This window comes from Providencia sp. PROV114 (genome assembly GCF_032704305.1).
In the GTDB taxonomy this organism is placed as follows: Bacteria; Pseudomonadota; Gammaproteobacteria; order Enterobacterales; family Enterobacteriaceae; genus Providencia; species Providencia rettgeri.
Map to the genome: position 1 here is coordinate 4,400,328 of NZ_CP120528.1, position 15,246 is coordinate 4,415,573.

General features: G+C 41.9%; 10 protein-coding genes. 5 read left to right on the forward strand and 5 right to left on the reverse strand.

From position 1 onward, the window contains the following. Nucleotide 1: 1 nt before the first annotated feature. From argH to argC, 4 genes are all read right to left on the reverse strand, one after another. On the reverse strand, nt 2-1,378 hold the full coding sequence (gene argH, locus P3L37_RS20325; protein ID WP_109912973.1) for an argininosuccinate lyase: 1,377 nt from the start codon (nt 1,376-1,378) through the stop codon (nt 2-4). A 78-nt stretch (nt 1,379-1,456) separates the two neighbouring features. Then, complete coding sequence (locus P3L37_RS20330; protein WP_004907093.1) at nt 1,457-2,677, reverse strand: argininosuccinate synthase; 1,221 nt, start codon at nt 2,675-2,677, stop codon at nt 1,457-1,459. A 44-nt stretch (nt 2,678-2,721) separates the two neighbouring features. Then, nucleotides 2,722-3,498 (reverse strand): acetylglutamate kinase, encoded by a 777-nt coding sequence (gene argB / locus P3L37_RS20335; protein WP_004907091.1) that lies wholly within the window; start codon nt 3,496-3,498, stop codon nt 2,722-2,724. 14 nt (nt 3,499-3,512) lie between these two features. Next, complete coding sequence (gene argC / locus P3L37_RS20340) at nt 3,513-4,517, reverse strand: N-acetyl-gamma-glutamyl-phosphate reductase (RefSeq protein WP_110731563.1); 1,005 nt, start codon at nt 4,515-4,517, stop codon at nt 3,513-3,515. Nucleotides 4,518-4,619: 102 nt separating this feature from the next. On the opposite strand from argC, the gene argE reads away from it, so the two are divergent. The 5 genes from argE (at nt 4,620) to gadC (ending at nt 12,332) form a co-directional block, all read left to right on the forward strand. Continuing rightward, entirely contained in the window at nt 4,620-5,774 is a 1,155-nt protein-coding gene (gene argE, locus P3L37_RS20345; protein WP_004907083.1) for an acetylornithine deacetylase, read from the forward strand. A 227-nt stretch (nt 5,775-6,001) separates the two neighbouring features. After that, a complete protein-coding gene (gene metF / locus P3L37_RS20350) occupies nt 6,002-6,886 on the forward strand; it encodes a methylenetetrahydrofolate reductase (RefSeq protein ID WP_004907080.1) in 885 nt (294 codons plus the stop codon). Between the two features lie 118 nt (nt 6,887-7,004). Continuing rightward, nucleotides 7,005-8,417: a hypothetical protein gene (locus P3L37_RS20355; protein WP_109912972.1), complete on the forward strand. Its 1,413-nt coding sequence runs from the start codon at nt 7,005-7,007 to the stop codon at nt 8,415-8,417. Between the two features lie 851 nt (nt 8,418-9,268). Next, nucleotides 9,269-10,669 carry a glutamate decarboxylase gene (locus tag P3L37_RS20360; RefSeq protein WP_004907076.1) on the forward strand — a complete coding sequence of 467 codons (1,401 nt, stop codon included), beginning with the start codon at nt 9,269-9,271 and terminating at the stop codon, nt 10,667-10,669. 112 nt (nt 10,670-10,781) lie between these two features. Beyond that, nucleotides 10,782-12,332: a glutamate:gamma-aminobutyrate antiporter gene (gene gadC, locus P3L37_RS20365; RefSeq protein WP_004907073.1), complete on the forward strand. Its 1,551-nt coding sequence runs from the start codon at nt 10,782-10,784 to the stop codon at nt 12,330-12,332. Between the two features lie 72 nt (nt 12,333-12,404). On the opposite strand, the gene ppc is transcribed toward gadC, so the two are convergent. After that, nucleotides 12,405-15,044, reverse strand: a complete 2,640-nt coding sequence (gene ppc / locus P3L37_RS20370) for a phosphoenolpyruvate carboxylase (protein WP_109912971.1) — start codon at nt 15,042-15,044, stop codon at nt 12,405-12,407. Nucleotides 15,045-15,246 lie beyond the last annotated feature (202 nt).

Sequence of the window (15,246 nt, forward strand, 5' to 3'; positions counted from 1 at the left end):
ATCACAGTTCTAATCGTTTTTTTGCTTCCACAATAGCATTTGCCACTTGCTTCTGAGATACCCCACCTTTTGCTAACCGCTTATCTAAACAAGATTGTAGCGATAAAATTTCATAGACATCCAACTGAATAGTGTCACTGAATTTTTGCAAATCACTGAGAGCCATTTCTTCTAAAGCTTTACCTTGCCCAATTGCTGCAACAACTGCTTCACCCACGATATGATGCGCTTCGCGGAATGGAACACCTTTAGCAACGAGGTAATCAGCAAGCTCAGTTGCATTGGCATAACCTTGCTTCGCCGCATCTTCACAACGACTACGGCGAATTTGAATACCATCAAGCACCAACGCAGCCATATGCATGCAATCTAACCAAGTATCTAATGCGTCGAATAACCCTTCTTTGTCTTCTTGCATATCTTTGTTATACGCAAGAGGCAATCCTTTAAGGGTCATCATCATACCTGTTAGCGCCCCTTGGACACGCCCACATTTTCCGCGGATTAATTCCAATGCATCTGGGTTTTTCTTTTGTGGCATTAATGATGAACCTGATGTCACTTTGTCTGATAACTCGACAAAACCAGCTTCACCACTATTAAAGAAAATTAAATCTTCAGCAAAGCGGGATAAATGAACCATACCAATACTTGCGTTGGATAATAGTTCAAGCACGTGGTCTCTATCTGAAACGGTATCTAAGCTATTACGCGTTGCCGAAGCAAAACCTAACCATGATGCCAGCTGCTCACGGTCGATATCATAAGCCGTGCCTGCTAATGCCCCGCATCCTAATGGGCTGACATCTAAGCGTTTTAGTGTATCTTTTAAACGGCTTTCATCACGCGCTAACATTTCACTGTAAGCTAAGCACCAATGTGCAAAAGTGACAGGCTGGGCACGTTGTAAATGCGTATAACCTGGCATCACGGCATCTTGATTATTTTCCGCAGTCAGCACTAGCGCTTTTTGTAGCTCTGTTACCGCTTCAAGTAGCAATGCAACTTGGTCTTTACACCACAGTTTTAAATCTGTTGCGACTTGGTCGTTACGGCTACGGCCTGTATGCAATTTTTTACCTAAATCACCGACTTTATCAATCAGTTGACCCTCAACCCAGCTATGAATATCTTCTGCGTCACTTTGCAGGATAATTTCAGGGTTATCTTGTACTTCTTTAAGTAAGGCATTTAGTGCTTGTTCTAAAGTTTGTTGTTCGCTATCAGACAATACACCAACTGTTACCAGTGATTTTGACCATGCGACTGAGCCGATAATATCTTGTTGCGCCAAGCGATAATCGAAACGCAGTGAATCATTAAACTGTTTAAACCGTTGATCTGCTTGCTGACTAAAACGTCCACCCCAAAGTGCCATAACTAATCCCTACCTGATTGATAAAATAAGTTTTTAACCCCGACAGCGGTCTTGGCTGCCGGGGGACTACTATTTGATTTATTTCGCTTTGTTTTGTTCTTTCAGCGCACGGATACGTGAAGATAGCGAGTAAAGACGAATAAACCCACCTGCATGACTGTGGTCATAAACTTCATCTTCACCGAATGTGGCAAACTCTTCTGAATACAAGCTCTTATCTGCTTTTTTCTGAATCGCAGTCACTTGCCCTTTATATAATTTCAGAACAACTTCACCTGTCACATCTTGTGCTAATGACTCCGCAGCAGCTTGTAATGAATGACGTAATGGTGCAAACCAGCGCCCGTCATAAACCACATATGACATTTCTAAACCGAGTTGCTCACGCCATTTGTAGCTGTCACGGTCAAGAACCAGTTGTTCAATACCACGTAGAGCAGCCATCATAATGGTGCCTCCCGGGGTTTCATAACAACCACGAGATTTCATACCGACTAAACGGTTTTCAACGATGTCGATACGACCCACTCCGTGTTTTGCACCTAAAGTATTTAATGTTTCTAAACAACCAAGTGGGGACAATGCTTGCCCATTCACCGAAACGACTTCGCCATGTTTAACACCAACGGTAACCAGTTCAGCTTCATCCGGTGCATCTTGCGGGTCGACAGTCCATACCCAACAATCTTGGTTTGCCGCATTCCATGTGCTTTCTAATACGCCACCTTCAGTAGAAATGTGCCATGCGTTTTCATCACGACTATAGATTTTTTCTAAGCTGGCTGTTGTTGGAATATTACGTTCTTTCAGGTAATCGAGCAGTGCTTCACGGGAACGTAAGTCCCACTCACGCCATGGTGCAACGACTTGTAACTGTGGTGCTAATGCCGTATAGGTGCTTTCGAAACGCACTTGGTCATTACCTTTACCTGTTGCGCCATGGGCAACAGCATCTGCCCCTACTTTTAAGGCAATTTCGACTTGCGCTTTAGCTATAATTGGGCGAGCCATTGACGTACCTAATAAATAGCTACCTTCATATAATGCACCTGTTTTTAATACAGGGTAAATATACTCTTTGATGAACTCTTCGCGTAAATCCACTACGTAGCATTCAGATGCACCTGATTGCAGGGCTTTTTTCTCAACGCCCACTAAATCTTCACGGTCTTGCCCCACATCCGCAACGAAGGCCACGACTTCGCAATCATCATAGTTTTCTTTTAGCCATGGAATAATTGCTGATGTATCCAGACCACCTGAATATGCTAATACAATCTTTTTAATGCCCTTTTTCATAACATACCTATCCGCTCAATTAATATTGTTATTCCATGGCTCATTTATGATGCCAAGATCCGTGTTCCGATTGCTGTTCCATTAAACAGTTCGGGAAGTTGTTCTGCATGACGCCAGCTTGCGATATCCACAGAACGTTGCAAGGCTGCCGCAGCGTCTAATGCTGCATTGACCTTCACAATCATTCCGTCAGTAATAATTCCCTGTTCAATTAACTTTTGCGCTTTTTGCGTCGTCATTTCATCAATTTTTTGGCCTTTACCATCCAAAATACCGCTCACATCGGACAATAAGACCAGATCTGCGTTTAATGCTTGGGCGATAGCGGTTGCGGCTTGGTCCGCATTCACGTTCATCAACTCACCTTTTGGTGTGATACCAATAGAGCTGATAATGGGTAAATAACCCGCCCCCAACAATAATTTCAATAATTTTGCATCACCAGGTTTAGCATTACCGACATGGCCTAATTCTTCGTTTAGTTGCGTCACCGTGGCACTTTGGCCATCACCGAGAGAAAGACCTACTGCCGAAAGTTGATACTTCGTTGCCCATGCCAATAATGTTTTATTCGCAGTGCCTGCTAATGCCCCCGTAATAATATCGATTTGGTCTGCTGGCGTGACTCGCAACCCTTGCTTTTTAACCACGGGTAATTGCAGTTTTTGCATCAATTCATCAACTAAACAACCACCACCATGCACAATCACCAATTCGCGTTGATGAGCTTGCCGATAGGTTTGGATAGCTGTAAATAATTTTTCAAGCGCTTCGATGCTATCAAGTAACACTCCGCCCAATTTAATCACTAAGGGTTGCATGGGGTTAATCCTTCTTAAAGTAAAGACTGAGTTTCAGCAAAACCAAAACGAATATTCATGCACTGAACGGCTTGTGCTGCTGCACCTTTAAGTAGGTTATCTTCTGTACCCACTAAAATCAGGTGTTCACCTTTCAATACATAGCCAATATCACAAAACGGCGTACCGACTACCGATTTCAATGCAGGAACACCTTTTTCATATAACCGCACTAATGGTTTATTTTGATAGGCATCTTTAAACGTTTGTGTGATTTTTTCTGCCGTCACACCCGTTTTTACTTTGCAAGTAATCGTTGCCAGAATGCCTCGAGAGAAATTACCCAAATGCGGTGTAAAAATAACCTCTCTCCCTAAATGAGTCGCGATTTCTGGCTGGTGACGATGCGTAAAGAGGCCATAAGGTTGCAAACTCACCTCACAAAAGCTGTTGGTCATTGAGGCTTTACGGCCTGCACCGGAAACACCGCTAGCGGCATTAATGACTGGCCACATAGCTTCATCCAGTAAATCTGCTTCAATCAATGGCTTAAGTGCTAATTGGGAAACCGTTGGGTAACACCCTGGTACTGCAATCAATTGTGCTTGATGAATTTTATCAGCCTGCCATTCTGCTAAACCGTAAACTGCTTGCATTAGCCATTCAGTATTTGTATGTTCAAAGCCATAGTATTGCGTATAAAACGCAGGATCTTGAACACGATAAGCACCGGATAAGTCGAACACTACGCAGCCCGCTTCAAGAAACTGAGGTGCAATGTCATGGCTCACTTCATGTGCCGTGGCAAGGAAAACAACATCAATACCTTTCGCTGCTTCCGCGACATCGGTTAATGGCAGAACGGGAAGGTCGATGATGCCTTTATACTGAGGGTGTAAATCAGAAAAACGTTTATTTGCATCCGCACTTTGCTTCGATACCATCAATCCTTGAAGATTAACTTCCGGATGGCGTTGCAAATAAGCGGCTAATTCTGCTCCAGTATAGCCACTGGCCCCGATAATGAGTGTGTTCAACATATGCTTTCTACCTTGTACTCGTGACCCAAACAGTTTAATGTGTATTTTTATTCAAATAAAGTGCATGAATATTGATACTATTATGGATAAAGGCTGTCAACAGTGAATATTAAATTACCTGCATTTATTGAGATTTATCGTCAATTAATTGCCATTCCGTCGATTAGTGCGACTGATTCTCATTTGGATCAGAGCAATAAAGCTCTGGTGGAACTTCTCGGTGGATGGCTGGAGACGTTAGGTTTTTCGGTCAACATTCAACCTGTACCGGAAACGCGTGATAAATATAATTTGCTTGCATCCATTGGCGAAGGAAATGGTGGGTTGATGCTATGCGGTCATACCGATACCGTGCCCTTTGATGATGGGCGTTGGAGCAAAAACCCGTTTGAGCTGACAGAGCATGACGGCAAGTTATATGGGCTCGGAACCGCAGATATGAAAGGCTTTTTTGCTTTTATTATTGATGCGTTACGCGATATGGATTTAAAACAACTCAAACGCCCACTGCATATATTAGCCACAGCAGATGAAGAAACATCGATGGCTGGTGCGCGTTATTTTGCAGCCAGTACAACATTAAGACCAGATTTTGCAATTATTGGCGAGCCAACATCGTTACAACCGATTCGCGCGCACAAAGGGCATTTATCAAATGCTATCCGCATTACTGGGCAATCGGGGCACTCTAGTGACCCAGAACGTGGCGTCAATGCAATTGAATTGATGCATGAGTCTATTTCCCACCTAATGGACTTACGAAATACGTTAAAAGAACGATTTAACAACCCTGCATTTGTCATTCCCTACCCGACGATGAACTTTGGTCATATTCATGGTGGTGACGCAGCCAACCGAATTTGTGGTTGTTGTGAATTACATATGGATATTCGTCCGCTACCTGGGTTAACTTTGCAAGATTTAGATGAACTACTTAATGAAGCTCTTGAGCCGGTTAGTGCCCGTTGGCCAGGTCGCTTGACGGTTGAATCCATGCATCCGCCGATCCCTGGCTATGAATGCCCAACGGACCACAAAATGGTCGCAGTGATTGAGCAATTGTTAGGGCAAAAAGCAGATACCGTGAATTACTGTACTGAAGCACCGTTTATCCAAGAGCTCTGCCCAACGTTGGTTCTTGGCCCTGGTTCTATTGAGCAAGCACATCAACCTGATGAGTTTATTGATATGCGCTTTATTGAGCCTACTCGCCAATTAATTAGCCAAATGATTGAGCACTTCTGTTTCACTGAGTAAATCTGACTAGCCATAGATTCAAGCGCGACACTGAAAAGAGTCGCGTTTTTTATCATGAATTATTTTCCTGTTGCCTTTGAAAAAACCTCAGCGTCATAATTTAATTTAAGTATTGACTATTGATACCGATCTGGTAATTTCTTTTAGACGTCTAAACGTATAGACGCACAAATGGATATAATAACGTACAAAAAATAGTTAGTCTGCAAATTGCGAGGTTACAGGGTATGAGCTTTTTTCACGCAAATCAGCGCGAAGCGCTAAATCAAAATTTAGCTGAGTTAGATGGCCAAATTAATGTTTCATTTGAATTTTTCCCACCTCGCAGTGAAGAGATGGAGCAGACACTATGGAAATCCATCGATCGGCTCAAAAACCTGAAACCTAAATTTGTCTCCGTGACTTATGGTGCGAATTCCGGTGAACGTGATAGAACGCACAGCATCATCAAAGATATTAAAGATAAAACCGGTTTAATTGCCGCCCCTCACCTAACTTGTATTGATGCAAGCCCTGATGAACTGAAAGCCATTGCTCGTGACTATTGGAATAATGGTATTCGTCATATTGTTGCTCTGCGTGGTGATTTACCTGACAACAGCCGTAAACCAGATATGTATGCCGTTGATTTGGTTGAGTTGCTAAAAGGTGAGGCGGATTTTGATATTTCTGTCGCTGCCTACCCTGAAGTCCACCCAGAAGCCAAAAGTGCTCAAGCCGATTTAATTAGTTTAAAAAAGAAAATTGATGCGGGTGCTAACCGTGCAATTACTCAATTTTTCTTTGATGTTGAAAGCTATTTACGTTTTCGTGACCGCTGTGTCGCAACTGGCATTGATGTGGAAATTGTACCGGGGATCTTACCGGTCTCTAACTTTCGCCAACTTGAGCGCTTTGCTAAACTGACTAACGTACGCATTCCTGCGTGGATGAGCAAAATGTATGAAGGATTAGACGATGACCCAGAAAGCCGTAATCTTGTCGGTGCATCCATTGCCATGGACATGGTTAAAATTCTTAGCCGTGAAGGCGTAAAAGATTTCCACTTTTACACATTGAACCGTTCTGAGCTCACCTATGCTATCTGCCATACTTTAGGCGTTAGGCCTTAGCCCCTCAATGTCGTGATATATTTTTAAAAGTACATCACGACATTGCTTTATGAAAGTTTCCTAATTCCACTTAGTTAAACTCATTGAAACCGAAAAATTCCAACAATGAGTATTAAATATGAAAGTTGAGTCCAATATCTCTTCGGTGAATACTTCACCATCCACCTCGATTAAAACAGCCGCATTCCCTACTGGATCATTTGAACAACGGGATGTCGTGATTATTAATCCCTATATGAATGGAGGTGGCGATAAAGCACTGGGTAATAAAGTCGCAAACATTGCATTAAATGATGGCTGCAGAGTATCCATAATTTCAATGAATGCTGACGATATTGCAAAAATGGACTATCGTAATTTGTCGTTAAATGACCCCACTTTTAATTCAATTGACCAATTGAGAAATCCATTACTTATTATTACTCCAATTAGCACACTGGAATCTCAACAAATTGAGTTTTGCATCACGCGGCTATGTCAATATCTTGATTTTAACAAACAAAAAGTAATGATCCTTGATGAAATGGATGTCCTTCCTCAAGACAGTAAACTACGAGAATGTATAAAGCACCTATATCATAATGGGTTTAAAAATATCCACGCTTATAACTTAGGGTTAAATAATGGGATAGGTTATTTAGCAACAGAACAGAAACAGATAGATAATATTAAACACCGTTTCAGATATGAGTTATCCAACTTAATGGATAGTTATAATTTATCGTTAGCAAAAGATACCCACCACTATTTAGCCTATCTCAGTGCTGAACCTGTGTACCGGCAAGCCAAGCTCCCCATGCACAGTGCACAATTGTTCATAACTAATAAACTTATAGAGACACAGCATGATAATAAAGATACAAATTTTATTATTGTGATACGCCAGCTAGCCAATTGCTATCGTGATAATTTCAATATAGAAGAATTTGTTAGGCATACAAAACACTACTTTGACGGTAAAGAAACTGTTTCCTCAGCCATACAAGAAATACTGACAAAAAAAGAAGCAGGGAAATTTGGTTCGCCAATGTTATTTTCAAAAGCACAATTATATCTTGCAGATACAGAACAAGGGAAATTAGAAAAACTTTTTGAGCTTAAAGGTACTGGAAACCGACAAATTAATATTGTTGTAACTGAATCCCTCCCCAAAAATATTTTTGAGGATTTCATGTGCTTGGCTGATTCCGGCATGATGAGCGGTGATCAGTCACTTAGTGAGTATTTATCCTTAAAAAACGCCGTGCCTTACTACGAAATGCAACCATGGAAAGAGGGAGTTGCTGATGGCTTAATCAAGTATGCAGAACAACATGGAACCAAAGATACTATGGTTTCTAAAATCAGTGGTTACAAACTTAATGGCGGCACTAGGGCTTTCTATTTAAATGCAACCCAGTATATTCCACCGACTCCAGAACAATTAGCTCAAGAAGAGGCAACTAATAAGAAAATTGCTAGCTTAAAAGCCAATGGTAAAATTCGTGAGTTCATCACGCCAAAAAAAGAATGGAAAAGATGGGATCAGTAGAAAGCAAGTCACTAATCGAGCAGAAGGCGGGATCACTCCGCCATCCTTTCACACCAATGTATGTACGGCTCCGTATATGGCGGTTCCTATCTATATTGAAATAAATCCAATACATGAATCTGTTTCGTTCATTGTGCCTACAAGCCGCTCAGAAAGCATATGTGATTTGTCGCTCGTGATATGCTATTGGTTAGCTAGCACTACTTTAGTTAGCTTAAAAATAAAGATCATCAATTATCCGGAACTGGCTATTTATATTTATTGTTTACAAAAGAACTTCTGTTTTTTACAAAAATACATTGACGTGATATCGAAACTGATTAGTTTTCCGACCCACATATCCATAATAAAACCAGTGTTATTATCTTCTATATTCAAGTTTATCTTACCGCAATAAATATATTTAACGGTTAATGGTATAAATTAATTTTTAATATAATGAAAATTATAGCTTAAATATCAACCACAGAATTTAACATTACTGAAATATTAAATCCCCACAAATAATCATGTATTTCTCCTACAATTATCGCCCCATGCAAAATCAAATAAAAATAGCTAAAAAGCTAAATTCATAGAAATAAAAACCATAAAAATGTAATAATTCAGTTAAATTATGCAGTTTTTAGTATCATCTTATAAACACAAATCACCCTTTGATAAAATTATCTATCAAAAAAACAATCGCAAACCATCATTCACTCCACTATTACTTTCTAATTATGACATTTTTCATTAAATTATCTTTTTTATTTGAACGCTTTTGAATTTTTCAAAAGTCAGCGTATATTTAATATTGAGCTCAAAATTAATACTATTTAATTACCACATGGTTATTGAGGAATTAAGAAATGAGTAATAATGCATTAAATTCAAAACACAATGGAATGGATGATGTCTACGCATCATTAGAATTATCCAAATCATTACCAAAAACCAAATTTCCATTGAAAGAACAAGCACCACGTAATGTATTTAGTGCAGTACGCGATGAATTAATGTTAGATGGGAATTCACGCCAAAACTTAGCGACATTCTGCCAGACATGGGTAGATGATGAAATTCGTGATTTGATGGATTTGTCTATCGACAAAAACATGATAGACAAAGATGAATATCCACAAACGGCTGAAATTGAAAACCGCTGTGTACATATGTTAGCAGATTTATGGAATTCACCAGATGCAGAAAATACCCTTGGTTGTTCAACCATCGGGTCCTCAGAAGCTGCAATGCTTGGTGGGCTCGCGTTAAAATGGCAATGGCGCAAAAAACAAGCCGCTAAAGGGAAACCGACTGATAAACCCAACTTAATTTGTGGCCCAGTTCAAATCTGTTGGCACAAATTTGCCCGTTATTTCGATGTTGAACTCAGAGAGATTCCACTTGAAGGCGACCGCCTTATCATGACACCGGAAGAGGTGCTCAAACGCGTCGATGAAAATACCATTGGTGTGGTCCCAACGCTTGGGGTGACATTTACCTGCCAATATGAGCCCGTCAAAGCCGTACATGATGCGCTCGATAAACTGCAAAAAGAGACTGGATTGGATATCCCTATCCATGTGGATGGTGCGAGTGGCGGGTTCTTAGCCCCATTCTGTGCGCCAGACTTAGAATGGGATTTCCGCTTACCACGCGTAAAATCCATTAATGCATCCGGCCATAAATTTGGTTTAGCCCCATTAGGCGCTGGCTGGGTAATTTGGCGTGAAGCCAAAGATCTCCCAGAAGAATTGATTTTTAATGTGAATTATTTAGGTGGCAACATGCCAACATTCGCACTCAATTTCTCTCGTCCTGGTGGCCAAATCATTGCTCAATATTATAATTTCTTGAGACTAGGTCGCGAAGGCTATGCAAAAATCCACAACGCTTGCTACGCAACCGCACAATATCTCAGCCGTGAAATTGAAAAATTAGGGCCATTTGAAATGATTTTTGATGGTGATAGCCAAACGGGTATCCCGGCATTAGCCTGGAAACTAAAAGAAGGCACAACCACCAGCAAATATTCCCTCTATGACATCGCAGACAAACTGCGTAGTCGCGGCTGGCAAGTTCCCGCCTATTCCATGCCAGCAAACCGTGAAGACCTTGTTATTCAACGTATTCTAGTACGTCATGGTGTTAGTTTAGATTTAGCGGCATTACTGATTGATGACTTCAAACGTACTTTAGAATATTTCGATAAGCACCCCGTCAATCAACCGCTAACGGAAGAAGAAGGCGGCGGCTTTAATCATAGTTAATTCTTTTATTCATGATTGTGTTGTTAACGAGCCAAAGAGCTTTAGGTTCTTTGGCTCCTACTGAGATCCGCCCAGCAAAGGCTGATTGTTTATCGATTTGAGGAGAACTCGTATGGCAACAACGACAGCTCCAGCCGCAAAACAGCTCACATTACTCGGCTTTTTTGCCATTACCGCATCGATGGTGATGGCTGTTTATGAATATCCAACATTTGCGACATCTGGCTTTAGCCTCGTATTTTTCCTGCTATTGGGAGGATTATTGTGGTTTATTCCTGTCGCCTTGTGTGCCGCAGAAATGGCAACCGTAGAAGGTTGGGAGGAAGGTGGTGTATTTGCATGGGTTTCTAACACATTAGGCGAACGCTGGGGATTTGCCGCCATTTCATTTGGTTATTTACAAATAGCAATTGGCTTTATTCCTATGCTGTATTTCGTCTTAGGGGCACTGTCTTATATTTTAAATTGGCCAGAACTTAATACAGACCCTATCACTAAAACAATAGGGGCGCTTGTTATTCTCTGGGTATTGGCTTTCACTCAATTTGGTGGAACCAAATACACGGCAACCATTGCAAAAATCGGTTTCTTCGCAGGTATTTTGCTCCCAGCTCTAATTTTAGTCTTTTTAGCGATCAGCTATTTAGTTAGCGGCTCACCATTAGCTATTGAAATTAGTACTGAAACTTTTATTCCTGATTTCACCAAAATTGGCACACTAGTGGTATTTGTTGCCTTTATTTTGAGTTATATGGGTGTTGAAGCATCCGCAACCCACGTCAATGAGATGAAAAACCCCGGCCGAGATTACCCCGCAGCGATGTTTTTACTGATGATAGCGGCAATTTGTTTAAGCTCAATTGGTGGGTTATCGGTGGCAGCCGTGATCCCAAACAGTGAAATTAATTTATCTGCTGGTGTAGTACAGACATTCAATGTGCTTGTCACACACTTTAATTCCTCCCTTGAATGGGCCGTAAGAATTATTGCTGCATTATTATTACTTGGTGTGCTGGCTGAGATTGCTTCTTGGATTGTGGGGCCATCCCGCGGTATGTATGTCGCGGCACAGAAAGGCATTCTGCCGCAAAGCTTTGCCAAGGTGAATAAAAATGGCGTGCCGGTAACACTGGTGATTTCCCAATTACTGATCACAACAGTGGCAATTATTGTCCTCACCAATACTGGGGGCGGTGGCAATATGTCATTCCTTATTGCGCTCGCCTTAACCGTAGTTATCTATTTATGTAGCTATTTCATGCTATTTCTCGGTTACATGCATTTAGTGTGCAAGCAACCAGAGAAAAAACGTGCATTTAATATTCCCGGAGGAAAAGGCGTTAAAGTTCTCGTCGCATTAGTTGGCTTCATTATTTCTATCTTAGCCTTTATTGTTTCATTCTTCCCACCGAGCTCTTTACCTGAGGGGGCGAGTGATAATACCTATGTGACATTACTTACGGTTAGCTTTGTGATTATTTTCTTACTTCCCTTTGTGATTTATGCTTTCCATAACAAACAAGGTAAAAAAACGAATGTCGCGATGGTGCATATCAAAACGCACAATGCGCCAGCTAACCATTTCTTTATTCACCCTCGAGCTCGCTCTACATATCACTTGATTCATCATGATAAACCAGATGATGGCTCATCCAATTCGTAATACCCTGTAAAAATAATGAGGGCTACCATTTGGTAGCCCTCATATTATTCAAGTATTTTAAAAATCAACAAACTAACCCGTATTACGCATACCTGCAGCAACCCCTGCAATCGTTACCATCAAGGCTTGCTCGACACGTGGGTCTGGGTGCTCTTGTTGGCGAGAACGATGTAAAAGCTCTGCTTGTAAGACGTTTAATGGGTCGGTATAGACATTACGTAACGCGATAGATTCTGCTATCCAAGGTAAATCCGCCATTAGCGCTTCGTCTTTCGAAACCGCCAATACGCTTTTAATATCCTCAGACAACTGGTCACGTAGTTTTTGCCCTAATGGCCATAAGCGCTCTTCCACTAAGCGGTGGTCATAATATTCTGCCAGCCATAAGTCTGCTTTTGCATAAACCATTTCTAACATCGCAATACGTGTATTAAAGAATGGCCACTGCTGCCACATTTCATCAAGAACAGCTTGTTTGCCTTCTTTCTCAATGACATGTTTCAGTGCTGCACCAGCGCCTAGCCATGCGGGAAGCATTAAACGGTTCTGCGTCCATGCAAAGATCCATGGAATAGCACGCAAAGTTTCCACGCCACCCGTTGGTCTACGTTTTGCAGGACGTGACCCAAGCGGTAATTTACCTAACTCTAGTTCAGGCGTCGCAGCGCGGAAATAAGGGACAAAATCCGGTTGTTCACGCACATAATCACGGTACATCGCGCAAGACACATCAGATAGTGAATCCATCACGGACTTCCACTCATCTTTTGGCTCTGGTGGTGGTAAAAGATTCGCTTCTAATATTGCACTCGCGTATAAGGCAAGGCTGCTAATCGTGACTTGTGGCAAGCCGAATTTAAAACGGATCATTTCGCCTTGTTCTGTTACCCGCAGCCCACCTTTTAAACTACCTGGTGGTTGAGAAAGTAATGCTGAATGTGCAGGTGCACCGCCGCGGCCAATTGTACCGCCACGCCCATGGAATAATGTCAGTGTGACACCTTCTTTCTCACACAGCTTAATGAGTGCATCTTGTGCACGATATTGCGCCCATGACGCCGCCATTACCCCTGCATCTTTAGCCGAATCGGAGTAACCAATCATCACCATTTGGCGGTCATCAATAAGGTCGCGATACCACTCAATGCTTAAAAGCTTGGTCATCACGCTTTCAGCGTTGTTTAAATCTTCCAGTGTTTCAAATAGTGGCGCTACTGGCAAACGGACTGATGCTCCATTCTCTTTCAGCAACAATTTTACCGCCAACACGTCTGACGGAACTTTCGCCATTGAAATAACATAAGCTGCGATAGAATCATTTTTGGCTTTCGCAATCACACGGCAAGTTTCAAATACTTCCTGTGTTTCTGCGCTCGGTTGCCAGTCTTGAGGGATCAATGGGCGTAACGATTGTAGCTCTGCCAGCAAGAATTGTTGTTTTTCCTCTTCTGACCACTGTGAGTAATCACCCAACCCTAAATACTGAGTTAGCTCTGCAATGGCTTCGGTGTGACGAGTGCTTTCTTGGCGGACATCAATACGTACCAGTTGCAAACCAAAGCTACGAATACGGCGCAGAGTATCCAACAACTGACCATTCGCAATGATTTTCATATTGCAGGCAATTAATGATTGATAACATGCATATAGCGGGTCCCATAACTGGGCGTTGTCTACCAATAAGTCTGCTGGTGGTAAAACTTGCTCGCCTTTAACACGACGCTCTAAATACTCTAATGTCGAGAATAATTGACTACGTAAATTTTTCGCAATTTGGCGATAAGGCTCATCAACGTCATCTCCCCCTGCTAGCGCACGCAGCTCTGGGGTTGCTTCTGTCATTGAAAGCTCTGAAACCAACACTTGAATATCTTTGAGGAATAAGTCCGCCGCTTTCCAGCGGCTCAGTAATAGCACCTGACGAGTCACATCCGCAGTCACGTTCGGGTTGCCATCACGGTCGCCTCCCATCCATGAGGTAAAGCGGATTGGATTCGCTTCAACGGGTAATACCGCGCCGATTGAATCTTCCAACTGTTCATTAAATTCACGTAAGAAAGCGGGCACCCCTTCCCACAATGAATTTTCAACAACGGCAAATCCCCATTTCGCTTCATCAATGGGCGTTGGGCGAATTTTACGAATTTCATCGGTATGCCATGATTGCGCCACTAATTGGCGTAAGCGGCGCATGATATTATTACGTTCATAATCTGCAATATCATCATGGTCGAGTTGTGATAAGCAGTTGTTTACCTCAACCAGTTTATGGATCAACGTACGGCGGGCAATTTCCGTTGGGTGAGCCGTTAAAACTAGCTCAATTGAAAGCTGTTCAACCGCTTTTTGAATATCGCCATCCGTGAAGTTTTTGCCTTTTAATCGGCTAAACAGATTTTTCAATGCCACTGGATTACTTGCCGCTTCACCGTGAGGCGAAATGCTGTGATATTGCTCAGCAACATTTGTCAGGTTTAAGAATTGGTTAAATGCCCTTGCAACGGGTAGCAATTCATCATTAGAAAGATTTTGTAATGTCATCAGCAGTTTTTGGCGCTGAACTTCATTACCTGCACGGGAAGATTTGGAAAGCTTACGAATGGACTCAACTTTGTCGAGTATGTCCTCACCTAAGGCTTCCTTGATGGTATCGCCGAGTAGCTTACCCAGCATACTGACATTACTGCGCATTGCGGAATATTGCTGATTCATGAGACTCCTGACCTTGTGCTTCTGGCAGAATGCATTCCCGCACGGTTCACGGTTAACAGACTGCACCCAGTTTCCTGTAACAAAATTTCAGTCGGCTGCGTTAGAGTTGTCGTTTTGTGATGCAGGCCGCTAAATTTACCCTTCAGTGTATATTCATATCAGAAAAAAATGACTTTGGGGGATTTTTCTGAAATTTAATTAC

Bases quoted from the DNA above. Each gene is read 5' to 3' on its own strand.
- argH (WP_109912973.1), bottom strand. From the start codon at position 1,378: ATGGCACTTTGGGGTGGACGTTTTAGTCAGCAAGCAGATCAACGGTTT.
- P3L37_RS20330 (WP_004907093.1), bottom strand. From the start codon at position 2,677: ATGAAAAAGGGCATTAAAAAGATTGTATTAGCATATTCAGGTGGTCTG.
- argB (WP_004907091.1), bottom strand. From the start codon at position 3,498: ATGCAACCCTTAGTGATTAAATTGGGCGGAGTGTTACTTGATAGCATC.
- argC (WP_110731563.1), bottom strand. From the start codon at position 4,517: ATGTTGAACACACTCATTATCGGGGCCAGTGGCTATACTGGAGCAGAA.
- metF (WP_004907080.1), top strand. From the start codon at position 6,002: ATGAGCTTTTTTCACGCAAATCAGCGCGAAGCGCTAAATCAAAATTTA.
- P3L37_RS20355 (WP_109912972.1), top strand. From the start codon at position 7,005: ATGAAAGTTGAGTCCAATATCTCTTCGGTGAATACTTCACCATCCACC.
- P3L37_RS20360 (WP_004907076.1), top strand. From the start codon at position 9,269: ATGAGTAATAATGCATTAAATTCAAAACACAATGGAATGGATGATGTC.
- gadC (WP_004907073.1), top strand. From the start codon at position 10,782: ATGGCAACAACGACAGCTCCAGCCGCAAAACAGCTCACATTACTCGGC.
- ppc (WP_109912971.1), bottom strand. From the start codon at position 15,044: ATGAATCAGCAATATTCCGCAATGCGCAGTAATGTCAGTATGCTGGGT.